The organism is Rhodococcus sp. NJ-530, assembly GCF_003860625.1.
GTDB lineage: Bacteria > Actinomycetota > Actinomycetes > Mycobacteriales > Mycobacteriaceae > Rhodococcus_F > Rhodococcus_F qingshengii.
Genome location: NZ_CP034152.1, coordinates 5,139,215 through 5,161,698, shown reverse-complemented (window position 1 = coordinate 5,161,698; position 22,484 = coordinate 5,139,215). Strand labels below are relative to the sequence as shown.

21 protein-coding genes and 2 pseudogenes are annotated in these 22,484 nt (G+C 63.4%); 16 read left to right on the top strand and 7 right to left on the bottom strand.

The genetic code is table 11. The features are described 5' to 3' along the window. The first annotated feature begins 26 nt into the window (after positions 1–26). The 4 genes and pseudogenes from EHW12_RS23965 (at position 27) to cydC (ending at position 6,003) form a co-directional block, all read left to right on the top strand. Positions 27–1,526 carry a cytochrome ubiquinol oxidase subunit I gene (locus tag EHW12_RS23965; protein WP_116057927.1) on the top strand — a complete coding sequence of 500 codons (1,500 nt, stop codon included), beginning with the start codon at positions 27–29 and terminating at the stop codon, positions 1,524–1,526. A gap of 9 nt (positions 1,527–1,535) precedes the next feature. Beyond that, a complete protein-coding gene (gene cydB / locus EHW12_RS23960; protein ID WP_003939727.1) occupies positions 1,536–2,579 on the top strand; it encodes a cytochrome d ubiquinol oxidase subunit II in 1,044 nt (347 codons plus the stop codon). Between the two features lie 58 nt (positions 2,580–2,637). Further along, a pseudogene (gene cydD / locus EHW12_RS23955) lies at positions 2,638–4,325 on the top strand (thiol reductant ABC exporter subunit CydD). Next, a complete protein-coding gene (gene cydC, locus EHW12_RS23950) occupies positions 4,315–6,003 on the top strand; it encodes a thiol reductant ABC exporter subunit CydC (RefSeq protein ID WP_125051908.1) in 1,689 nt (562 codons plus the stop codon). The pseudogene cydD and the gene cydC overlap by 11 nt, the downstream one beginning before the upstream one ends. 233 nt (positions 6,004–6,236) lie before the next feature. On the opposite strand, the pseudogene EHW12_RS23945 reads toward cydC, so the two are convergent. The 7 genes and pseudogenes from EHW12_RS23945 to EHW12_RS23915 all read right to left on the bottom strand — a co-directional run bounded on the left by EHW12_RS23945 (position 6,237) and on the right by EHW12_RS23915 (position 11,484). Then, positions 6,237–7,276: pseudogene (locus EHW12_RS23945) on the bottom strand (type IV toxin-antitoxin system AbiEi family antitoxin domain-containing protein). A 143-nt stretch (positions 7,277–7,419) separates the two neighbouring features. Next, positions 7,420–8,025 (bottom strand): FABP family protein, encoded by a 606-nt coding sequence (locus EHW12_RS23940; RefSeq protein WP_172827035.1) that lies wholly within the window; start codon positions 8,023–8,025, stop codon positions 7,420–7,422. A gap of 291 nt (positions 8,026–8,316) precedes the next feature. Next, positions 8,317–8,622, bottom strand: coding sequence for a DUF1416 domain-containing protein (locus EHW12_RS23935; protein ID WP_003939797.1), 306 nt, complete (start codon positions 8,620–8,622; stop codon positions 8,317–8,319). Positions 8,623–8,624: 2 nt separating this feature from the next. Next, positions 8,625–9,458: a sulfurtransferase gene (locus EHW12_RS23930; protein WP_003939859.1), complete on the bottom strand. Its 834-nt coding sequence runs from the start codon at positions 9,456–9,458 to the stop codon at positions 8,625–8,627. A 74-nt stretch (positions 9,459–9,532) separates the two neighbouring features. Then, the gene (locus tag EHW12_RS23925) at positions 9,533–10,003 is read right to left on the bottom strand and encodes a DUF4395 domain-containing protein (protein ID WP_003940408.1); all 471 of its coding nucleotides are present in this window, start codon (positions 10,001–10,003) and stop codon (positions 9,533–9,535) included. 228 nt (positions 10,004–10,231) lie between these two features. Beyond that, positions 10,232–10,708, bottom strand: coding sequence for a thioredoxin family protein (locus tag EHW12_RS23920; protein WP_125051906.1), 477 nt, complete (start codon positions 10,706–10,708; stop codon positions 10,232–10,234). Next, entirely contained in the window at positions 10,705–11,484 is a 780-nt protein-coding gene (locus tag EHW12_RS23915; protein WP_003939847.1) for an LmeA family phospholipid-binding protein, read from the bottom strand. Before EHW12_RS23915 ends, EHW12_RS23920 begins: the two co-directional genes overlap by 4 nt. A gap of 141 nt (positions 11,485–11,625) precedes the next feature. Here EHW12_RS23915 and EHW12_RS23910 point away from each other — a divergent pair, with 141 nt between their 5' ends. The 12 genes from EHW12_RS23910 (at position 11,626) to EHW12_RS23855 (ending at position 22,415) form a co-directional block, all read left to right on the top strand. Then, entirely contained in the window at positions 11,626–12,378 is a 753-nt protein-coding gene (locus EHW12_RS23910) for a response regulator transcription factor (RefSeq protein ID WP_003939728.1), read from the top strand. Between the two features lies 1 nt (position 12,379). Continuing rightward, on the top strand, positions 12,380–13,279 hold the full coding sequence (mshD, locus tag EHW12_RS23905; RefSeq protein ID WP_030535247.1) for a mycothiol synthase: 900 nt from the start codon (positions 12,380–12,382) through the stop codon (positions 13,277–13,279). A gap of 193 nt (positions 13,280–13,472) precedes the next feature. After that, a complete protein-coding gene (pstS, locus tag EHW12_RS23900; RefSeq protein ID WP_003940482.1) occupies positions 13,473–14,591 on the top strand; it encodes a phosphate ABC transporter substrate-binding protein PstS in 1,119 nt (372 codons plus the stop codon). 62 nt (positions 14,592–14,653) lie between these two features. Next, on the top strand, positions 14,654–15,745 hold the full coding sequence (gene pstC / locus EHW12_RS23895) for a phosphate ABC transporter permease subunit PstC (protein WP_007733846.1): 1,092 nt from the start codon (positions 14,654–14,656) through the stop codon (positions 15,743–15,745). 3 nt (positions 15,746–15,748) lie between these two features. Next, positions 15,749–16,657 (top strand): phosphate ABC transporter permease PstA, encoded by a 909-nt coding sequence (pstA, locus tag EHW12_RS23890; RefSeq protein WP_003940100.1) that lies wholly within the window; start codon positions 15,749–15,751, stop codon positions 16,655–16,657. Between the two features lie 58 nt (positions 16,658–16,715). Beyond that, positions 16,716–17,492, top strand: coding sequence for a phosphate ABC transporter ATP-binding protein PstB (gene pstB, locus EHW12_RS23885; RefSeq protein WP_003939968.1), 777 nt, complete (start codon positions 16,716–16,718; stop codon positions 17,490–17,492). A 280-nt stretch (positions 17,493–17,772) separates the two neighbouring features. Further along, positions 17,773–18,075, top strand: a complete 303-nt coding sequence (gene ureA, locus EHW12_RS23880) for an urease subunit gamma (RefSeq protein ID WP_003939800.1) — start codon at positions 17,773–17,775, stop codon at positions 18,073–18,075. Continuing rightward, positions 18,072–18,542 (top strand): urease subunit beta, encoded by a 471-nt coding sequence (gene ureB / locus EHW12_RS36070; protein WP_007733849.1) that lies wholly within the window; start codon positions 18,072–18,074, stop codon positions 18,540–18,542. Before ureA ends, ureB begins: the two co-directional genes overlap by 4 nt. Next, positions 18,539–20,248, top strand: a complete 1,710-nt coding sequence (locus EHW12_RS23870; protein WP_030535249.1) for an urease subunit alpha — start codon at positions 18,539–18,541, stop codon at positions 20,246–20,248. The genes ureB and EHW12_RS23870 overlap by 4 nt, the downstream gene beginning before the upstream one ends. Before the next feature lie 4 nt (positions 20,249–20,252). Further along, complete coding sequence (locus tag EHW12_RS23865) at positions 20,253–20,942, top strand: urease accessory UreF family protein (protein ID WP_042451391.1); 690 nt, start codon at positions 20,253–20,255, stop codon at positions 20,940–20,942. Next, positions 20,935–21,678, top strand: coding sequence for an urease accessory protein UreG (gene ureG, locus EHW12_RS23860; RefSeq protein WP_030535251.1), 744 nt, complete (start codon positions 20,935–20,937; stop codon positions 21,676–21,678). The genes EHW12_RS23865 and ureG overlap by 8 nt, the downstream gene beginning before the upstream one ends. Next, positions 21,678–22,415: an urease accessory protein UreD gene (locus tag EHW12_RS23855; protein WP_047271073.1), complete on the top strand. Its 738-nt coding sequence runs from the start codon at positions 21,678–21,680 to the stop codon at positions 22,413–22,415. Before ureG ends, EHW12_RS23855 begins: the two co-directional genes overlap by 1 nt. Positions 22,416–22,484 lie beyond the last annotated feature (69 nt).

The window sequence follows — 22,484 nt, the reverse complement described above, 5'->3', positions numbered from 1 at the left end:
CCAGGGCCCTACTCTCGGAGTAGCCAATGGATACTTTGGACGTCTCCAGGTGGCAGTTCGGTATCACTACCGTCTACCACTTCATCCTTGTTCCGCTGACCATCGGACTTGCGCCGATGATCGCGATCATGCAGACGATGTGGGTGGTCACCAAAAAGGACCACTGGTATCGGCTCACCAAGTTCTTCGGCAAGCTTTTCCTCATCAACTTCGCACTCGGTGTAGCCACCGGCATCGTGCAGGAGTTCCAGTTCGGCATGAACTGGAGCGAGTACTCGCGATTCGTCGGTGACGTCTTCGGAGCTCCGCTCGCATTGGAAGGCCTTGTCGCCTTCTTCATGGAGTCCGTCTTCATCGGACTCTGGATCTTCGGTTGGGGCAGGCTACCCAAACTTGTACACCTGGCGTGCATTTGGCTCGTGGCGATCGGCGTCAACGCGTCGGCGTTCTTCATCATCGCGGCCAACTCGTTCATGCAGCATCCGGTCGGTGCGACGTACAACCCTGAAACGGGTCGTGCCGAGCTCACCAGTATCTGGGAGCTGTTGACCAACAACACCGCTCTTGCTGCCTTCCCGCACGCGGTTGCCGGCGCCTTCCTGACGGCGGCGACGTTTGTTGCCGGCATCAGTGGTTGGTGGATGGTGCGGAACATGCGCCGCGCCAAGCAGGCTGAGGCCGCCGAAGCCGAACGCCTCGAGTCCGACGCGCGCACGATGTACCGTCCGGCAACACGATTCGCGTTGCTCGTCATGATCGTGGCCGGAATCGGAATCATCTACACCGGTGACGTCCAAGGCAAGCTCATGTTCCAGCAGCAACCCATGAAGATGGCGTCGGCGGAATCGCTGTGTGAGACAGAGATGGATCCGGACTTCTCGATCCTCACTATCGGCACTCACAACAACTGTGACAGCGTGACGCACGTTCTGAAGGTGCCGTTCGTTCTGCCATGGTTGGCCGAGGGCAAGTTCACCGGCGTCGAACTGCAAGGCGTGAACCAACTGCAGGAGCAGGCGGAGCAGGACTTCGGACCGGGTAACTACCGACCGAATCTCTTTGTCACGTACTGGTCTTTCCGCGCCATGATCGGCCTCGCCGCCGGTTCGGCAGCACTGGCTCTCGCGGGGCTGTGGGTCACACGTAAGGGGCGAGTCCCGGACCAGAAGTGGTTCGGAGTCCTCAGCCTCGTCGCGATTCCCACTCCGTTCATGGCGAACAGTGCCGGTTGGATTTTCACCGAGATGGGCCGTCAGCCCTGGGTGGTGCATCCCAATCCGACCGGCGTCGACATGATCAGACTCACTGTCGACCAAGGTGTTTCGGACCACGCGTCGGCTACCGTCTGGGCTTCGCTGATCACCTTCACCCTGCTGTACGGAGCGCTGGGAGTCGTCTGGTTCAAGCTGATCGTGCGGTACGCGAAGGAAGGCCCGTTGGAGCACGACATGCATCCGCCGGGCGATACAGATCATGATGAGCCGGAAGATCCGGACAAGCCCAAACAACTGTCGTTCGCGTACTAGGAGGCGATCATGGGACTTCAAGAAGTATGGTTCGTGCTCGTCGCAGTACTGTTCATCGGGTACTTCGTCCTCGAAGGGTTCGACTTCGGTGTCGGGATGCTCATGCCGATCGTCGGCAGAGGCAGTGACCTCCCGGCCGATACGCGTCGACGGGTGGCGCTCAACACGATCGGCCCGGTGTGGGACGGCAACGAAGTGTGGCTGATCACCGCCGGTGGCGCGATGTTCGCGGCATTCCCGGAGTGGTACGCGACGTTGTTCTCCGGGTTCTATCTACCGCTGCTGATCATCCTGGTGGCCTTGATCGTTCGTATCTGTGCCATCGAATGGCGAAGCAAGATCGACGACGACAAATGGCGTCAGCGTTGCGACTGGGGCATCATCTTCGGCTCCTGGGTCCCGGCAGTTCTCTGGGGCGTGGCTTTCGCGAACATCGTTCGGGGCGTGGCGATCAACGCCGACAAGCAGGTCGAGTCGGGATTCTTCGATCTGCTCAATCCATACGCGCTGCTCGGCGGTCTGACCACCGCGCTGGTGTTCGCTCTCCACGGCGCAGTGTTCCTGGCACTCAAGAGTGCCGACGAGGTTCGTGAAGACGCCGTGAAAATTGCCGCACGACTGGCAATTCCGGCTATTCCGGTCGCCGGCGGATTCGTCCTCTGGACGCAACTCGCCTACGGCAAGGGATGGACGTGGATTCTGGTAGCTGCCGCTGCTGCGGCACTGATCGGCGTCGTCTTCCTGACGCGGGCCGAGCGCGAAGGCTGGGCCTTCGTTCTCACCTGTGTGGCCGTCATCGCCACCGTCGTGCTGCTGTTCGCCTCGCTGTTCCCGAACGTCATGCCGTCGACGCTGGATCCGGCGTACAGCCTGACCATCGAGAACGCGTCGTCGAGTCCGTACACGCTCAAGGTGATGACGTGGGCCGCGGCATTCATGACGCCGGTGGTGATCATCTACCAGGGCTGGACGTACTGGGTGTTCCGACAGCGCATCTCCTCCAAGCAGATTCCGGCGTCGATCGGTCTGCGATTCAAGGAGAAGACGTGGTAGTCACGAACCCTGAATCACGACACATTCGAAACACGAAAGAACTGACGGTCGAATTCACGTGACAATCGAAGTAGGTGACGCTCCCACCACTCGGGAGCGTCGCCGGGGGCCGATCGACCCGCGGCTGTGGCGACATTCCGCTTCTGCGCGCGGCTATCTGATCCTCACGGTCGCTCTGTCGATGGTGAACGTCGTGATGGTCATCGTCGCGGCGCTCATGATCGGCCGGGTGCTGGCCGGAGTGATCACCACTCGAACTGTGGATGTTTCCTCGTGGACAACCGAATTGGTTGTTCTCGCCGCAGCTGTGGCGGTCCGAGTTCTGGGGACTTGGCTGCAGACCAGGTATGCGCACCGGGCGTCGACTCGCGTCGTTGCCGAGATCAAGAACGGCGTGCTGACGTCGGCGACGGCGATGAGTCCTCGCGATCTGGATCCGCGGCGTGACGAGATCGCGACCGTGGTCACCCGAGGTGTCGACGGCCTTGGTCCGTACCTGACGGGATACCTTCCGGCCCTGGTCTTGTCGGTGACGCTGACACCCATCACCCTGATAGTCATTGCGGTGCAGGACATGACGTCTGCGGTCATCATCTTCGTGACGCTGCCGCTGATCCCCATCTTCATGATTCTGATCGGCTTGCTGACAAAGGGTAAGTCGGAGAAGACGCTGGCAGCGATGACCACGTTGTCTTCGCAACTGCTCGATCTTCTTGCCGGTTTGCCGACGCTGCGGGCGCTCGGTCGTCAGCAAGGTCCTGCCGAGCGCGTCCGTGAACTCGGTGACGCTCATCGGCGAACGACGATGTCAGCTCTCCGCGTCGCGTTCCTGTCCTCGATGGTGCTGGAACTGCTCGCAACGCTCTGCGTCGCGTTGGTGGCCGTGAGTATCGGCTTGCGACTGGTGTACGGCGACATGTCACTCGAGCCGGGGATAGTCGCGTTGATCCTCGCCCCGAGGTGTACCTGCCACTTCGGATGGTGGGAACCCAGTTCCACGCCGCCGAGGACGGAATGGCGGCAGCCAACAAGGCATTCGAGGTTATCGAGGCGGATTCTGCCGCGCCGGAGGGTGGTAGCACGACGGTGGTCGCTCGAGGCGCCGACATCGTCTTCGACGGACTCGGTGTGGCCTCTCGTGGGGGAGTCGCACCGTCTCGACTTTCCGCCATGGCATCGCCAGGGGCGATCACCGTGCTCACCGGTCCCAACGGCTGCGGCAAGTCGACGGCAGTGCACGCGCTGCTCGGGTTGATCGAACCGAGCAGTGGGCGTGTGACGGTCGCCGGCGTCGATGTCCGAGACCTGGACGAGCACGCGTGGTGGAGTCAGTTGGCCTGGCTTCCCCAGCATCCGGTCCTCCTACCCGGCACCGTTCGTGAAAATCTCGATCTCACCGGGGTCGTCGATGCGCAAGCACTGACCCACGCCGCTGCTGCGACGGGATTCGACGCGGTACTGGCCGAGCTGCCTGCGGGCGTCGAGACCGTGATCGGCGTCGGCGGTACAGGTCTGTCTTTGGGGCAGCGGCAACGGCTGGCACTGACACGCGTGCTTGCCTCGGACCGCGCAGTTCTTGTCCTGGACGAACCCACCGCTCACCTCGACTCGGATTCGGAAGGGACAGTGTTGGCTTCTCTGAGAGCACGGGCGGAGCGTGGCGACACCGTTGTCGTGATCGGCCACCGTCCGAGTGTGCTTGCCGCAGCTGACCGGATCGTCGAGGTACACGCTCATGAGAAGTGAAACTCACGATCCGCTCCTGCGTGCTCTGCGGCTACTGGAACTTCGGCCACGACGCGTACTGACGGCGGTAGCGGCGGGTGTGGCGACACTCGGTAGCGCACTCGCCTTGGCGGCGCTGTCCGCATGGTTGATCACGCGGGCTTGGGAGATGCCTCCCGTTCTCGACCTCAGTGTCGCTGTGGTTGCCGTACGCGCGTTGGGAATCTCGCGTGGTGTCTTCCGCTACCTCGAGCGATTGACGACGCACGACGTCGCGTTGCGCGGAACCACCGCGGCGCGATCGAGGATCTACCAGCAGTTGGCCGCAGGAGATCCCGCGGCAGCAGCCGGACTACGACGCGGTGACCTGCTCTCACGTACGGGCGCCGACGTGGATGCACTGGGCGACGTCGTCGTCAAAGCACTGATCCCGATTGCGGTCTCGATTGTCCTCGCGTTTGCTGCGGTGGGAATCCTGTTGTTCATCTCGGTTCCGGCCGCGCTCATCCTGGCTGTTGCGCTGGCGGTGTCCGGGATCGCGGCACCCTGGCTGTCGGCTCGTGCTGCTCGTCTCGCCGAGGCCGACAGTTCTGCTGCCGCAGCGCGATTCAGTGAGTCCGCGGTGACCGCCCTCGACCATTCCGCCGAGCTCCGGGTATCGGGTCGCTTGGACCAGGCGGTGAGCGAGGCGGTCTCTGCCGAGAACGATGTGGTCGACGCAACCGATCGCGCGGCGGTCCCGAGTGCCTTTGCCGCCGCTGCCGCGCCCCTGGCAATCGGAGTGAGCGTCCTCGGTGCCCTGCTGATCGGAATCTCGCTGTACGGAACCACCGACATGTCACCGATGTCCATGGGAATCCTTGTACTGCTTCCGCTGTCGGCTTTCGAGGGAACCGCGATACTGCCCAGCGCGGCGGTGGCACTGACCAAGGCGAGGCTGGCGTCGGCACGCATCATGGCGGTACTCGATCGAGCCGACGCCGAACACGTTGAAGGAAATCGTGCGTGGCCGGAGGACGGGGTCCTGAGTGTGCACGCGTTGCGGGCGGGTTGGCCCGGGGGAAAGGTGACCGAACCGCTGTCGGTGGATCTTCCTCGCGGTGCTCGTGTTGCCGTCGTCGGCGAGAGCGGATCCGGAAAGACCACCGCGCTGATGACGATGGCGGGACTGCTGCCGCCTATCGCGGGAACAGTGCGCGTTGGCGTAGTGGATGTTTCGGAAGTCGATCCGGCCGAACTGCGCAGGCACGTCGGGTACTTCGCCGAAGACGCACACCTCTTCGAGACGTCGGTACTCGAGAACCTGCGCGTCGCGCGGGGTGACCTCACCGCCGAGGACGCGGAGAAGGCACTTGCCGCAGTTGGTCTCGGCGACTGGCTGTCGGAACTGCCGGAAGGGCTCGACACCTACCTGGTCGGCGGCATGCGAGCGGTTTCGGGCGGTGAGCGTCGTCGGTTGCTGTTGGCGCGCGCGATCGTCTCGCCCGCGGAGGTACTGCTGCTCGACGAGCCGACCGAGCACATGGACGCGGAGGCGGGCGATCAGTTGCTCCGCGAGTTGCTCAGTCGCGACGCAACGCTGGTCGATTCTTCGCGAACCGTTGTTGTCGTCACCCACCAACTTCCGGACGGCACACCAGCTGACCAGGTGATATGCGTCGGAAAAGTTTCTGTGGAAAATACGTTGCCGTCATCGTGAAGTGGGCGTACTTTCTCCTGTACACAAGGAAGGAGGTGGTCTGAAATTGAAGTACAGACGGACGCGTGAGGTGGCTGCCAGCTAGCCGCAATCGCTGATGGAATTCACTTACCGCGTGAGCGGCCGGCGAATCCCAGGCAGCCACCCGACCCCCGAGCCCCCGATCAGTCCGACCGGGATCCGCGCGAAAGCGTGGGTGTGGCTCGGGGGTCGCTTCGTGCTGTGCGCCTTTATCAACCCCCGGCGGTTAATAAAGGCGCACAGCGTGGACAAGGATTAGGCCCCCACCATCCACCGCGCTCGAGGATCGCTCTGACCTCGGCTGCAGTTCGGCACGAGGCCCCTCCACCTCCACCCAACCGAAGACCAGTGTGGCGTTGCCTGACAGTTCGGATGCGTTTCCTCGCCGACGATCCCGCAGCGCAGTCGCCCGAGAAGAGTGGAAGGCAAATCCGTCGAGTCGAACGATCAGTGCGACACCGCAATTGCGGTAGTCGACGTCCTCGTAGAAAGTTCTCCCATCGACGAGGACCGGCGATTGCCGTCGTGCTTCCGGCAAACCGTGTGCTCGCTCGACCTCGATTGCGTAGCGATGCTCGAGTACCGACTGGACACCGCGATCCAACAGGTCCAATGTCGAGGACAGTGCTTTGACATATCGCCTCGGCCGTCGGCATTCCATTCGGGTGCGCAATTCCATCCGTGACACTTTGCACGCCGTGGCGGAGCGAACCAGAGAACGAGCGGCGTCGCGAGCCGACGGCTCTGCAACCGCCAGGTCAATTGCGGTGTCGGCCAGCGAAGTACGAGCAGGCTGAGTGGCAACGCCGATGTGGGCATGAGCGCGTGAACGATGAACGATCACTCCGGGATGGGCAGTGGACCACCCCAACGGAACGGGGCGCGCCGGGGAGCGTTCGGGTCTGACCGTCGGACTCTGACAGCGGGAGGATCTGCCGTATCGGACCGTGATGTGGATCGGCAGTTCGGACTCGATGTGCGTGAGTCCCCACTCTTCAGCTGCCGTCCGGTGACTCAGGTAGGTCTCTCCGCCGCCGAAGAGAAGGGCGGCCTCGAGAATCATTGCTCGGTTGAGCGGGCCGTTGGTGCTGGATTGAACGCCGTGGAGGACGGTTGTCCATTGACCCGATTCGACCAGATGTTGGATGCGCCGCGGTGAATAGCCGAAAGGGCGTAGTTGTTTGTTGGTCGCGAGTCCGTGCTGGAAGTCGAAGAGTCTTCGGAGATCAGGATCGATGTAGTCGCAGCTCATGCGAATACCGTGAGATCGCGGACCGACAAGAATCGGTCGAAGATGCCGCTCCGAAGCCCGCCTGTGGAATTTGTCGGTGCCTGTGGATAAATCTGCTGTGCGCCTTTATTAACCGCCGGGGTTAATAAAGGCGCACAGCAGAGCTAGCCGATGTAGCGCGTCAGGCGGGCCGAGAGACGCGGTTCCAGGCCACCGTCAGACATGATCCGCTCTTCGACGTACGCGAGGTCGCCGCCTTCGACGATGCCGTACAGACGCTTCGCGCCGCCGTACAGTGCACCGGACTGGCTGCGGATCACCACGTCGGTGGCAAGTTCCCACGACGCTTGGGTGAGTGCGCGCCCGTAGTACATTTCGACGACACCGGAGCTGTGGCTGAGCAGGAGTTCGACCACTTCCTGGTTGACGCTGCCCGGGATGCCGTCGCCGCCCATGCGCCAGTAACCGCTCTCGCGCAGATCGGGGCTCACGTACTTGCCCTCGGCGTCGAGGCGCCAGGACCGGGACTCCCAATTGAGGTACGGGCCGCCGTCGTGCGAGATGACGATCTGCTGACCGAAGGCGTAGTCGCCGTTCTCGTCGTGTCCTTCACCTTCGCCGCGCCAGACACCGACGAGGGGGAGAAGCGCGAGGAGTTCGGGATTGATGTCCGGGCCGAGGCGCAGGTTTGCGGTGTCCTCCGGCAACGGAAGGTCCGGCAGGGTCGGAATGTTGAGCGACGCCGTCGACTTGGAGCGCTCGACGGCGATGGCGACAGCTTCGTCCCCGCTGCCGCGCCTTACGGCACCTGCAGCGGCGGAATCGTCAGCGGTCGCGTCGGACCCTGAATCCGGAGCCTGACTCACGACTCGTCGGTGACCAAGCGGTACACGACGTACACGGAGAACCAAGCGATCATGACGGATGCGAGTGCGAGGAGTACCTCGAAGAAAATGACCACGGGTACATCTTAGACCGCGGCGACCGACCGGAAAAATCGGGAGCCGGAATGCAGAAGGCCCCGCACCGGAGGGGTGCGGGGCCGCCTGACAAAGCAGGAATTACTTGCTGACGGTCACGTCCACGTTGTGCACGCCCGAGCCCTCGGGAGCGACGGTGGAGGTGCCGTTGCCCGAGCTGGACAGTGCACGCACGGTCCACTCGCCCGGAGCGGCGAAGAAGCGGAAATCGCCGGTTCCCGATGCCACGACCTCGGCCGTGAACTCTCCGGAGCCGTCGAGCAGACGCACGAATGCGCCGCCGATGGGCTGGCCGTCAGCTGCGAGAACGCGGCCGGTGATGACCGTTTCCTTCTCGACGTCGACGCCGGCAGGCAGGGTCTGGCCCTGAGTAGGTGCTCCACACATGATCAGGCTCCCAATTCGATCGGTGCGCCGACGAGTGAGCCGTATTCGACCCAGCTGCCGTCGTAGTTCTTGACGTTGTTCTTGCCGAGGATCTCCTGCAGGACGAACCAGGTGTGGCTCGAACGCTCGCCGATGCGGCAGTAGGCGATCGTTTCCTTGGTGTCGTCGAAGCCCTTTTCCGCGTACAGCTTGGCGAGGTCGTCGTCCGACTTGAAGGTGCCGTCCTCGTTGGCGGTGGTGCTCCACGGGATGTTGATGGCTCCGGGGACGTGGCCACGCTGCTGCGCCTGCTCCTGCGGAAGGTGGGCGGGAGCGAGGATCTTGCCCGAGAACTCGTCAGGGCTACGAACGTCGACGAGGTTCTTGCTGCCGATGGCGTCGATGACCTCGTCGCGGAAAGCGCGGATCGAGAAGTCGGGGGTCTCGGCCTTGTACTGCGTGGCTTCGCGGTTGACTGCGTCCTTGGAGAGCGGGCGTCCGTCGAGTTCCCACTTCTTGCGGCCGCCGTCGATCAGCTTGATGTCCTGGTGGCCGTACAGCTTGAAGTACCAGTAAGCGTAAGCGGCGAACCAGTTGTTGTTGCCACCGTAGAGAACGACGGTGTCGTCGTTCGCAATGCCTTTGGCGGAGAGCAGATCCGAGAACTGCTCCTGGTTCAGGAAGTCGCGTCGGACGCCGTCCTGGAGGTCCTTGCGCCAGTCGAGCTTGACTGCACCCTCGATGTGGCCGCCGTCGTATGCGCTGGTGTCCTCGTCCACCTCGACAAAAACGGTCTTGGGGGTGTTGAGGTTCTGCTCAGCCCAGTCAGCGGAGACTAGGACGTCGGAGCGAGCCATGGTGTTCCTTTCGATGTGGTCTTGCATCGGTCGTTATCTAGCAGGGGATCAGCAGGGTTGTGGGGCAAGCGTTTTCACGCGGTGGTAGCGCGGCCGGTATTTCGCAGCCTTGCGACGAGTGGATAGATCTGGCAGCCGAGGCAGATACCGAACGCGGCGTTGAGCAGGGCCGCGAACAAGGCGAAGCCGGTGGCAACGGTGCCGACGATCGTCGACCCGGCCAGGAAACCGACCGTGCCTGCCAATGCGAAGACGAAGCCGACGAACTGCGCGAAGCGCAGCGGCGCTACGGGTTCGCGTTCGCTGACCGGCGAGAGTCGCGGGGCGACGAGCTTGCCGAAGATCTGGCCGTACGGGCTGCGCTTGGGGCCGAGTACCGCTCCGACCGCGAAGACGATGGCCTGCAGTGCGAGAACGACGGTGGCGGCGGGCAGTGAGAAGGTCGAGAGGATGAGCGTGAGTACGAGAACGCCGGTGGTGACCCACGCGGCGAATCGAGGTCCGCGGACGTCGACCTGCTCGAGCTGGGGTGTGGTTGTGGACATCGGGAGTGCTCCTGCGCTGGATTGCATGATGCTGTGCCTGGACCGAGAAAACGGGACGTCAAAGTCCCACTCGGTGGATTGATCACGTGAGCGAAAGCTCGAAGGTCAGAGAGATCTGACGGATGTGGTGATCAGCAACAGGTACAGCAACAGCCCCCGAGGCGGCACAGGTCTACTGCGCGGCGTCGGGTGAGCATCAGCTCGTGGCGGGTTTGCACGTCGGCGAGTTTACCCCGAATTCTCGGATTTTGGCTCGTGGGGTCCGGATAGTGGTACGAGTGCAGCTTTCAGATCGGCTGCGGATGGCACTCCGGACACCCGGAACTGTTCCTCCAGGCCACCGTCGAGGATGAAGGTGGTGGGCAGCGAGAGGACACTCATCTCGCGTGCCAGAGCCGGTTCCTTGTCGATGTCGAGCTCGATCTCCACCGGCGGACGGGGAGCGTCGGCCATCGAGATCACGACCTGACCGACGACGCGGCGTACTGCCGCGCACGGTCCGCACCAGTCGGCAGAGAAATGCAGTACGACGGGTCCGCCGTTCGGCGAAGAGACTCCAGCGGCGCGGAGCAGTTCGAGGCGACTGTCCGCCGCGTTGGTCGCGGCCGGCGCGGTGACTCGGACCTTTCCGTTGCGCGACTTGAGAAAGAGCCCGACCGCGACGACGGCGACCAGCGCGACCAGCAGAATTGTGATCCCGGTCATCGGTTCTGCAGCTCTGCGAGATCGATCGTCGTGTTTTCGGCGCTGCCTTCGATCACGATTCTTCCGCCTTCCGCGTAGACCAGGCTCGGCTGAATTCCGTAGGGAAGTGCCTGCGGATCGATCGTGTAGCTGAACAAGCCGAGGACGACGGGTTCGAGTGCTGCGGGGATCGAGAAATCGGCTTTGCCCTCCGGACCGAAGTACAGATTGCTGGCGACGATCTTGACCTGCCCACCTTCCAGAACCAGGTTGGCCTGCACGCTCACTGCAGTCTCGACCGGACCGACGGCAACCGTTCCCGTCAGCACGACGGCGCCCGCGGTGCTCGCTCCGGTTCCGCCGCTGCCCCCGGTGCCATCCGACTTGTTGGCAGGCGGCGAAGATACCTGCAGGTCAGGGATATTGAGCAGCTTTCCGAGGTCGGTGGCGTTGATTCCCATCCGGCCGTCGAGTTTGTCGACGGGGAGTTGGGTGACATTGCCGTTCACGATGTCGGAGAAGGGAACGGTGACCCCGCGCAGATCGGCCTCGACGGTCACTTCGCCCACCACGTCGCTCTGGACGCCGGTAGCTCTGACGTAGACGTCCTTGTATTTCCCGCCGAGTGCTTGGGTGAGGAAGGGGAACCCGTTGAAGGTGACCTCCGGATCCGACTCGAGTGATGCGCCGGTTCGGAGCTCGCGGGAAACCCGGTACTCGGCGTACGCGGCCGCGCCGAAATCGGCCACCAGTCCGAGGCCGAGGAGAAAGACGATGCCGATGATCAGTTTGCGCACCGCACCATTGTGACGGACTCCGGTCGGGGTTCGATGCGACGGCCCCGGTACCAGGCACGCTAATGTAGGGACCGACCAAAAGCGTCGAACTACTCGAGCGTTGCCCTCACGGGTTGCGCGGGCTACTAGATAGGAGGCCGTGTGGAACTGCTCCTCCTCACCTCCGACCCCAACCCGGAAGCTGTACTACCGGCGTTGGCGTTGCTGGCGCACTCGGTTCGGCCTGCCCCCACAGAGGTTTCCTCGCTACTCGAGGCAAGTTCCGCGGACGTGGCATTGGTGGATGCGCGCACCGATCTGGCTGCCGCACGCGGGTTGTGTCGATTGCTCGGAAGCACAGGATCCGCAGTACCTGTGGTCGCCGTCCTCACCGAAGGCGGACTCGTTGCCGTCAACGCCGACTGGGGGTTGGACGACATCCTGCTTCCCGGTACCGGTCCGGCTGAGGTGGACGCCCGATTGCGGTTGTTGGTCGCCCGCAGCGGCGGTGTGGCCAGTCCGGAAGCGTCGGGAAAGATCACGCTGGGCGAACTGGTTATCGACGAGGGGACGTACACGGCACGACTGCGTGGACGGCCCCTTGATTTGACTTACAAGGAATTCGAGCTGCTCAAGTACCTCGCGCAGCACGCCGGACGGGTATTCACCCGGGCGCAGCTGCTGCAGGAAGTGTGGGGCTACGACTTCTTCGGCGGCACCAGGACGGTTGACGTCCACGTGCGTCGTCTGCGGGCGAAACTCGGCACCGAATACGAGTCCTTGATCGGTACAGTCCGAAATGTCGGATATAAGGCAGTGCGTCCGACCAGGGCCAAGGGTGGCGCAGCTGCTCCCGTTCAGTTCGAGGACGACGAGGACGTCGACTACGACGCGGCCGACGGATCGGTGGTCTGACGTGGGTTGGACAGATTCACTGCCGGCTGGATTCGCCGAGCAGGTTTCCGCGCTTCTCGATCGCGCAACCGAGTTCGACGGCAAGGCGCCCGTGTCGGAACAGGGGCGCCATGCCGTTGCCGGGCGCGGCGCCGCGCGACACTTCCTCGAACTCGACGGCGATGCAGTCGTCGGTTATGCGCAGCTGCAAGCCGGTTCGGACGAGCATCCCGACATGGCCGAGTTGGTGGTCGACCCGCAGGCGCGGCGCCGCGGCATCGGAACCAGGCTTGCCGCAGCGGTATTCGACGAGGGCCGGCCGGGCACGCGTGTCTGGGCGCACGGAAACGTCGACGCCGCAGTCGAATTCGCCAAGACCCTCGATCTGGTCAGCGTTCGTGAACTCCTGCAGCTGCGTCGACCACTCGATGCTCCGCAGCTTCCGGAAATCGTTGTGCCCGAAGGTGTGACGATTCGGACGTATCGTGGACCCGAAGACGATTCCGAGATCCTTCGCGTCAACAATGCGGCCTTCTCCTGGCATCCCGAGCAGGGTGGCTGGACCCAGGCGGAGATCGACGAGAGAACGGCCGAAGGTTGGTTCGACCCTGCTGGTCTGTTCATGGCGTTCGCGGACACCGATCCCGATACTCTTCTCGGCTTTCACTGGACCAAGGTGCACGCACCCGAAGGTGACGATCCGGAGCTGGGGGAGGTGTACGTCGTGGGGATCGATCCCGCGGCGCAGGGACGAGGTCTCGGCCGAGTGCTGACTCTCGCTGGCATGCATTACCTGCGTGATCGCGGCCTCGGAACCGTCCTTCTGTACGTCGAAGGCGACAACACGGCCGCCCTCCACACGTACGAACGACTCGGCTTCGATCGCTTCCATGTGGACATGGCTTACGCCCGCGCGCTCTGACGTCACAGTCGGACACGCAGAAATGTCCAGTCTGTTCATTCTCCGTTAACCATGTGTGGTCCAGCCGGACACCGCGCCCGCCTACTTTTCTCTGTGGGCAGCGCCGTGTTGCCTGATGCAGATTTCAATCATTCTGCGTCTCATGTCGCCGCCCGATCGTGGGCGTGGCGGTAGCGATTTCCGGAGGATCTTGGTGAATCTCAAGCGCAGTGGTGCCCTGCTCGGTGTAGTGGCCGTGGGCGCCATGACCTTGGCCGCATGTGGCAGCGACAACAACTCGTCGTCGACGGGTGTGGACGCGTCCGCATCGAACGCAACGTGCGAAGGCAAGAGCAACCTCTCTGCCGCTGGTTCCTCGGCACAGAAGAACGCCATGGACCAGTTCGTCGCCACTTACATCTCCGTGTGCCAGGAAAAGGGCAAGACGGTCAACGTCGCGTACAACCCCAGCGGTTCGGGCGACGGTCGTACACAGTTCATCGCCGGCCAGATCGACTTCGCCGGCTCCGACTCGGCCATCAAGGACGAGCAGGCCGACAAGGCCAAGGAGCGTTGCGTCGGCGGCGAAGCCTGGAACCTTCCCCTCGTCTTCGGCCCGATCGCAGTTGCATACAACCTCGACGGCGTCGACAAGCTCGTTCTCAACGCAGAGGTTCTCGCGAAGATCTTCAACGGCGGCATCACCAAGTGGAACGATCCGGCAATCGCCGCGCTCAACTCCGGTGCATCGCTTCCCGACGAGAAGATCACCACCGTGATCCGCTCCGATTCCTCGGGTACCACCGACAACTTCCAGAAGTACCTCGACGCGGCATCGAACGGTGCTTGGACGTCGGGCGCAGGGTCCGACTTCACCGGTGGCGTCGGTGAGGGCGCCAAGGGTTCGGCGGGCGTTGCACAGGCAGTTGCCACGGCACCGGGTTCGATCACCTACGTCGAGAAGTCGTTCGCCGATCAGAACAAGCTCTCGGTTGCCGAAATCAACACCGGCTCCGAGGCAGTCGCACTGACCAACGACACGGCCGCGAAGTCGATCGCAGGCGCGAAGTTCAAGTCCGACGCAACCGGCGACCTGACGCTCGACCTCGCGTCGATCTTCAAGACCAACGAAGCCGGCGCCTACCCGCTGGTTCTCGCCACGTACTCGATCGTCTGCTCCAAGGGCTACGACGCGGACACCTCCGCAGCAGTGAAGTCGTTCCTGACGAGCGCGGCCAACGAGGGTCAGGCCAACCTGGCCGAGCAGGGTTACGTCCCGCTGCCGTCCAACGTCCAGGATCGCCTCAACGCGTCCATCACGGCAATCAGCTGACCTAGAGACTCGTGCGGACAAGCTCATGGATCTACATTCAGACGTGAAGGAAGTGAGCGCGCATGAGTGACGCGCCCATCACCTCGACATCTCGTTCTCCCGGCCCCGCAACCAGCGGGGCCGGGGTGGGCGGTCCGAACGGCACCACGGAGGACACGATTACTTCCACCAAGGCTCCAGAAACCGAGCATCCTCCGAAGGGTGACGGTCCGGGTAGCGGCAACAGCAAGACGGTGACCCGTCCGGGTGACCGCATCTTCAGCTCGCTCGCCTCCGGTTCGGCAATCTTCATCACGGTTGTCATCGCGGCGATCGGCGCGTTCCTGATCTGGCGTGCTGTTCCTGCTTTGAGCCGGAACCAGGTCAACTTCCTGACCAGCCGTGAATGGGTCACGCAGAACATCAACGCGATGGCGTTCGGTGTCCTCGACCTTTTCCAGGTCACGGTGTTGGTCTCGCTGTTCGCACTGGTGCTCGCGATGCCGATCGCACTGGGCATCGCGATCTTCCTGACTTCGTACTCACCCAAGTGGCTCACGCGGCCACTGTCGTACACGATCGACCTTCTGGCAGCTGTGCCGTCCATCGTCTACGGCCTGTGGGGACTTCTCGTCTTCGCTCCGGCGATCACCCCGGTCGCGGTGTGGCTCAACGACACTCTCGGCTGGTTCCCGCTCTTCGCCGACGGCAGCGGATCGATCACCGGTGGCGGCACCATCTTCACCGCAGGCATCGTCCTCGCCGTGATGATCCTTCCGGTCATCACCGCAGTGACCCGCGAGGTGTTCATCCAGACCCCGCGATCACAGATCGAAGCCGCACTCGCCCTCGGCGCCACGCGCTGGGAAGTTGTGCGCACCACGGTCATCCCGTTCGGTAAGTCCGGCTACATCAGCGGCTCGATGCTCGGTCTCGGACGCGCACTCGGTGAGACGATGGCGCTCTACCTGATCCTGCGCACCACCTCTCAGGCCTTCGGCTGGTCGCTGTTCGACGGCGGCTCGACCATCGCCTCCAAGATCGCCCTCGGCTACGCGGAGTTCAACAACGACATCCAGGCAGGCGCGTACATCGCGGCCGGACTGGTGCTGTTCGTACTGACCTTCGTCGTCAACGCGGCTGCCCGCGCAGTGATCGCCGGAAAGAAGGACTGACCCATGACCTCCACTCTGGACCGGCCGGTCAAGGCCCCCACTTTCCAAGGCGTCGGCGCTCGTCGTCGTGCCAAGGACGTCATCGCGACCATCCTGGTGAGCCTGGCAGTCGTCATCGCGCTCATCCCGTTGGTCTGGGTGCTCTTCACGGTCATCGCCAAGGGCCTGCCCGCTCTGACGTCGCCTACCTGGTTCACCAACTCGCTGAGCGGATTGACGGCGTCGGCCGACGGCGGCGGTATCTATCACGCATTGATCGGTACCCTGCTGCAAGGCATCGTGTGCGCGGTCTTCTCCATCCCGCTCGGTATCTTCGTCGCGATCTACCTGGTGGAGTACGCCGACCGGAAGTCGAAGCTGGGCAAGCTGACCACGTTCATGGTCGACATCCTCAGCGGTGTTCCGTCGATCGTGGCCGCGCTGTTCATCTACGCCCTGTGGATCGCGACCTTCGGCTTCCCCAAGTCCGCGTTTGCGGTGTCACTGGCTCTGGTCCTTCTGATGGTCCCGGTCGTCATCCGCTCCACCGAGGAAATGCTGCGCATCGTCCCGATGGATCTGCGAGAGGCGTCGTACGCGCTCGGTGTGCCGAAGTGGAAGACCATCTCGAAAATCGTTCTGCCGACGGCACTTCCCGGCATCATCACCGGCGTCATGCTGGCCCTGGCACGCGTGCTCGGTGAGACCGCACCGCTGCTGATCCTCGTCGGCTACGCACCGTTCATCAACTTCGACCTGTTCAACGGCGAAATGGGCACACTGCCTTCCGTCATGGTCGCCGAGATGAACAACCCCACCGACGCCGGCACCAACCGCATCTGGGGCGCAGCACTGACCCTGATCCTGCTGATCGCGATCCTCAACATCGTCGCGAAGCTGATCGGTCACTTCTCACAGGTCAGAAGTAAGTGATGCGGCCTCGGAACATGTTCGTACTCAACAGCGTCAACAACTCAGTAGGGAGCCGGTAATGGCCAAGCGTCTGGATCTCAAGGACGTCAACATCTACTACGGCAAGTTCCACGCCGTCGCCGATGTGGGCCTGTCCGTCCCGCCCCGGAGCGTCACCGCCTTCATCGGCCCGTCCGGTTGCGGCAAGTCCACCGTTCTCCGTTCACTCAATCGCATGCACGAAGTGATTCCCGGTGCGCGCGTCGAGGGTTCGGTGCTGCTCGACGGCGAGGACATCTACGGCTCGAACGTCGATCCGGTCGGTGTTCGCAAGACCATCGGCATGGTGTTCCAGCGACCCAACCCCTTCCCGACCATGTCCATCAAGGACAACGTCGTCGCGGGCTTGAAGTTGCAGGGCGAGCGCAGCAAGAAGAAGCTCGACGAGGTGGCCGAGCGTTCGCTGCGCGGTGCCAACCTGTGGAACGAGGTCAAGGATCGCCTCGACAAGCCCGGTGGCGGCCTCTCAGGCGGTCAGCAGCAGCGTCTGTGCATCGCGCGTGCCATCGCGGTCTCGCCCGACGTCCTGCTCATGGACGAGCCGTGCTCCGCGCTCGACCCGATCTCGACTCTCGCGATCGAAGACCTGATCACCGAGCTGAAGAAGGACTTCACGATCGTCATCGTCACGCACAACATGCAGCAGGCTGCGCGTGTGAGTGACCAGACGGCATTCTTCAACCTCGAGGCAACCGGCAAGCCCGGTCAGCTCGTCGAGATCGACGACACCGAGAAGATCTTCTCGAACCCGACGCAGAAGGCCACCGAGGACTACATCTCCGGCCGCTTCGGATAGGTCCCGGGATCAACCCTGCACGATCATGTTTCACCCCCGTTTCCAACAGGAGACGGGGGTGAAACTTTTTGGTTGTGGTGATAGTTCCCACTCCGGTGCGCAGAGCTGAGCGTCGTTGGGCGCCCGAATAATTCGATGAGCAGCGCAAGTGCGCCGAGTGGGCGCTGAAGTAGCCGACGACGTGAATCTCGTGGATACTGACGACGCTTCGGACAATGCTAATCTCGGCCCGACAGCACGCTGTCGATCGATGTCGTTTCACAACCGGAAGGGCTTGTCAGTGCACCTCACCCCTTCAGATACCGAAAAGCTGCTCCTGAGCGTCGCGGGCATGGTCGCCCGTGACCGCCGCGAGCGCGGGGTACTGCTGAACTACCCCGAAGCGATGGCACTGATCTCGTGCTGGATTCTCGAGCGCGCGCGTGACGGAATGACGGTTGCGGAACTGATGAACGCCGGTCGGCAAGTGCTCACCCGCGACGACGTGATGGAAGGGGTACCCGAGATGATTGCAAACGTCCAGGTGGAGGCCACTTTCCCGGACGGTCGCAAGCTGGTCACCGTGACGGAGCCCATTCGATGATTCCCGGCGAGGTACGTGTGTCCACCGAACCGCTCGAGTTCGGCACGGACGCGGAGAAGATCACGATGGTCGTCGTCAACGACGGCGATCGCCCCATTCAGATCGGTTCACATCTCCACCTTCCCGCGGCCAACCCGGCGTTGACCTTCGATCGCGAAGCGGCAGACGGCTTCCGGCTCGACATCCCCTCGGGAACGTCGGTTCGGTTCGAACCCGGGGTCAGCAGAACGGTGACACTGATCGCGCTCGGCGGACTCAAAAGGGTTCCGGGCCTGCAGATCGTGCCGGACGAAGACCTACCGACACATGCGCGCGAGCCCAAGACCGTCATGCCGTTCGGCACGCCCGGCGTCGAGGTCGAAGAACCTTTGCGAGCGTCCTCGGTGAACGTGCGTGTGAGTGATGTTCCAGTCGAGGCGGATTCACCGGACGACGCCGCGACGACAGTTGAGAGGACAGCCGAATGAGCAGGATCGATCGACGCGGCTACGCCTCCCTGTACGGCCCGACCGCAGGCGACCAGATCCGTTTGGCCGACACAGATCTGTGGATCGAGATCGAGCACGACTACACCGCGACCGGCGACGAGATGGTCTTCGGCGGCGGTAAGAGCATCCGCGAGTCGATGGGCCAGGGCCTGACCACTCGCGACCAGGGCGCTCTCGACGTCGTCATCACCAACACGGTGATTCTCGATCACTGGGGAATCGTCCGGGCAGACGTCGGAATTCGCGACGGACGCATCGTTGCGATCGGCAAGTCCGGTAACCCCGACATCATGGATGGCGTGCATCCCAAGTTGCTCATCGGGCCGAGCACCGACGTGATCGCCGGCGAGGGGAAGATCCTCACCGCGGGTGCGATCGACACTCACGTGCACTTCCTCAGTGAAATCGAGATGATGGAGGCGCTCGCGACCGGTACGACGACGGTGGCGGGCGGCGGAACGGGCCCCACCGAGGGAAGCAAGGCAACCACCGTCACACCCGGCGCCTGGTCCTTGACGATGATGCACCGCGCCCTCGACCACATCCCGCTCAACGTTCTTCTCCTCGGCAAGGGCAGCACCGTCAGTCATGAGGCCATGCGTCAGGAAGCTCTCGCCGGCGCAGGCGGATTCAAGGTCCACGAGGACTGGGGTTCCACTCCGGCTGCGATCGACGCAGCTCTGCGCGCAGCCGACGAGTTCGGCCTCCAGGTAGCGCTGCACGCCGACAGCCTCAACGAAACCGGTTACGTACAGCACACTTTGGATGCGATCGCCGGACGTGGGATCCACGTGTTCCATGCGGAAGGCGCCGGCGGCGGGCACGCACCGGACATCATCGTGACGGCAGGTGAGCCGAACGTTCTTCCGGCATCGACCAATCCGACGTTGCCGCATACCGTCAACACGGTTGCCGAGCACCTCGACATGCTCATCGTGTGTCATGCGCTCAATCCCCGGGTTCCGGAGGATCTTGCCTTTGCCGAGTCCCGGATCCGTCCGACAACGATTGCAGCAGAAGACTTTCTGCACGACATCGGAGCCATCTCGATCACCTCGTCCGACGCCCAGGCGATGGGCCGTATCGGTGAGGTGACCCTGCGGACATGGCAGGTGGCTCACGTCATGAAGGCCCAGTACGGCAAGCTGGGCACCAGCATGCCGGCCGACAACGAGCGTGCGCGGCGTTACGTCGCCAAGTACACGATCTGCCCCGCGGTGGCGCACGGTATCGATCACGAGATCGGCTCGGTCGAGGCAGGGAAGATGGCGGACCTGGTGCTGTGGGATCCCGCGTTCTTCGGAGTCCGTCCTTCTGCCGTGATCAAGGGCGGGGCGATAGTTGCTGCGCCGCTTGGTGATCCGAATGCTGCTATCCCGACCCCGCAGCCGGTGTTCGTTCGCCCGGCCATCGCGGCGACTCCGGGATCGGCCCCGCACCTGTCCACGACGTTCGTCTCTCCGATGGCCATCGAGGACGGTCTGGCCGATCGTCTCGGTCTCACCCGCACCCTTACCGGTGTTCGTCCGACGAGACACCTCACCAAGGCGGACATGCCGAACAACACGGCGCTGCCGTCCATCGACGTCGATCCGGAGACGTTTGCCATCAAGGTCAACGGCGACCTGATCGCGCCCAACCCCGTTGACGTGGTGCCGATGGCTCAGCGCTACATGCTGTTCTGAAACCATGTCGATCGAGACGGCGTCTGCCGAGATAGCATCGATGCTCTTGGCAGACGGGCGTCTGCCTACCGGCGGTCACGCGCACTCGTCGGGGTTGGAACCGGCACTGGCGGGCGGACTCCTGCAGAGTCAGGTCCCTGACTTCATTCGCGGTCGACTCGAAACAGTCGGACTTGTCGAGGCCGCTGCAACGGTGGTCACGCGCCGCTGGGCCGTAAGTGAGGGTAGTGCAGGCGAACTCGAGGACATCTCGAGGGAACTGCTCGCTCGGACTCCCAGCGCACCGCTGCGTGAGGCGTCGATTCAGCTCGGCCGTGGGCTGGCGAGACTGGCGTCGCGATTGTGGCCGCAGCACCCCGCGGTGCAGATGCTCATGGCGCTGCCTGGGCATCCGATGCGTCCGCTCGCGTTGGGCGTCTTCACGGCGGTCTCCGGGATGGACGACCTGCAGGCAGCCAGATCTTGTTTGTACGACGACGCCCAAACGGTGGCGTCGGCGGCATTGAAGCTACTGCCGGTGGATCCGGCAGAACCGGTCGAATGGTTGCTCCGAGCAGCCCCGACCATCGAAACCGTCGCCGCGGCTGCCGTAGCCGTCGAGGGCGTCGCAGATATACCCGCAACAACAGGGCCGTTGGTCGAACAATGGTCACTCGAACACCACGCTCGATCCAGGAGGATTTTCCGTGCTTGACAACCTGAACAACACCACCACTGCTGCAAGAGGTTTGAGGCTCGGCGTTGCCGGCCCCGTCGGCACCGGCAAAAGCACCCTCATCGCCACCATCTGCCGCGAACTCGCGGCGGAGTACGAGATCGCGGTGGTCACCAACGACATCTACACCGACGAGGACGCGCGACTGTTGCGCGCGGCCAACGTTCTGCCGATCGAGCGCATCGTCGCAGTCGAGACCGGTGCGTGCCCGCACACGGCTATTCGTGACGACGTCACGCCGAACCTCATTGCGGTCGAAGACCTCGAGCGTCAGTTCCATCCCCTCGACATGGTGATCGTGGAAAGCGGCGGTGACAACCTGACCGCCACGTTCAGCCCGGCACTGGTCGACGCCCAGATCTTCTGCATCGACGTCGCGGGCGGCGGAGACGTCGCACGTAAGGGTGGTCCCGGCATCGAGCGGGCAGATCTGTTGGTGGTCAACAAGATCGACCTGGCCCCGTACGTCGACGTCGACGCGGTCCAGATGGTGGCCGATGCCACGGCCGCGCGAGACGGACTTCCCGTTCTCGCGCTCAGCCAGAAGGATCACGCGACGATCGACCAACTCAGTGCGTGGCTTCGCCAGGTCATCGCAGCTCACCGTGCGGGTAGTCACACCCCGCAGGATCCGGGGCCGATGGCGCCGCACTTCCATGCCGATGAAGAAGACCACGGACACGGTCACGGGCACAGCCACTCTCACGCTCACTGATGCGCACCGGAGCTACGCGGGTCGTCGTCGAGAGAGTGGGTGACACCGCTGTTGCGCGAGAGCTGATCTCGGGCGACTTCCTGGCCCCGCGGTTCGTCGACGCTCGCGGGCTCACCGTGCGAATTGCCTTGGTAGGGCACAGTGCAACGCTGCTGGCCGGCGACGACCTGCGTATCGAATTCGTAGTCGCTCCGGGTACGTGCCTCGAGGTGATCGAGCCGTCGGGGACCGTCGCGTACAACGCGCGTGGCGGCCGGGCGTCGTGGTCGGCTTCGGCGAGCGTCGGCGCCGGTGCGGCGCTGATCTGGCGCGCGGCACCGTTTGTCGTCGCGGGCGGCGCGGATGTGACCAGGCGCGTGGATATTTCACTGGAATCCGATGCGGTTGCGCTGCTCGACGAGATGATCGTGTTCGGCCGGACCGGCGAAACCGGCGGTGCCCTTCGCTCGGATCAGCGCATTACCGTCGACGGTGACGCGCTGCTCGTGGAAACTCTCGACCTGCGTAGCGTGCCGGGCCGTTCGCTGCCGGGAATTCTCGGTGGCCATCGCGTGCTCGGTACGACCATGCTGTTGGGGATCAAGACTTCCGACGACGTCGAAGGGCACGTGACGCCGCTGGCGGGAGCAGGGATGCTGGCACGGGCCGTGGCCGATCACGCACACGAGGCGAGCGCAGCGTTGGATCCGATCTGGTCGCGGTGGCGTGGGCGGGTTTCGCAGAAGTACAGCGACTGATTCGCCCGACCGTCACACTTCGGGAGGCTGCGTCGTCCAGTATGTGACCAGGCCGAAGAGAGCCGGGCG

Coding starts and splice junctions, on each gene's coding strand:
- EHW12_RS23965 (WP_116057927.1), top strand. CDS start 27: ATGGATACTTTGGACGTCTCCAGGTGGCAGTTCGGTATCACTACCGTC.
- cydB (WP_003939727.1), top strand. CDS start 1,536: ATGGGACTTCAAGAAGTATGGTTCGTGCTCGTCGCAGTACTGTTCATC.
- cydC (WP_125051908.1), top strand. CDS start 4,315: ATGAGAAGTGAAACTCACGATCCGCTCCTGCGTGCTCTGCGGCTACTG.
- EHW12_RS23935 (WP_003939797.1), bottom strand. CDS start 8,622: ATGTGTGGAGCACCTACTCAGGGCCAGACCCTGCCTGCCGGCGTCGAC.
- EHW12_RS23930 (WP_003939859.1), bottom strand. CDS start 9,458: ATGGCTCGCTCCGACGTCCTAGTCTCCGCTGACTGGGCTGAGCAGAAC.
- EHW12_RS23925 (WP_003940408.1), bottom strand. CDS start 10,003: ATGTCCACAACCACACCCCAGCTCGAGCAGGTCGACGTCCGCGGACCT.
- EHW12_RS23920 (WP_125051906.1), bottom strand. CDS start 10,708: ATGACCGGGATCACAATTCTGCTGGTCGCGCTGGTCGCCGTCGTCGCG.
- pstC (WP_007733846.1), top strand. CDS start 14,654: ATGAGTGACGCGCCCATCACCTCGACATCTCGTTCTCCCGGCCCCGCA.
- pstA (WP_003940100.1), top strand. CDS start 15,749: ATGACCTCCACTCTGGACCGGCCGGTCAAGGCCCCCACTTTCCAAGGC.
- pstB (WP_003939968.1), top strand. CDS start 16,716: ATGGCCAAGCGTCTGGATCTCAAGGACGTCAACATCTACTACGGCAAG.
- ureB (WP_007733849.1), top strand. CDS start 18,072: ATGATTCCCGGCGAGGTACGTGTGTCCACCGAACCGCTCGAGTTCGGC.
- EHW12_RS23870 (WP_030535249.1), top strand. CDS start 18,539: ATGAGCAGGATCGATCGACGCGGCTACGCCTCCCTGTACGGCCCGACC.
- EHW12_RS23865 (WP_042451391.1), top strand. CDS start 20,253: ATGTCGATCGAGACGGCGTCTGCCGAGATAGCATCGATGCTCTTGGCA.
- EHW12_RS23855 (WP_047271073.1), top strand. CDS start 21,678: ATGCGCACCGGAGCTACGCGGGTCGTCGTCGAGAGAGTGGGTGACACC.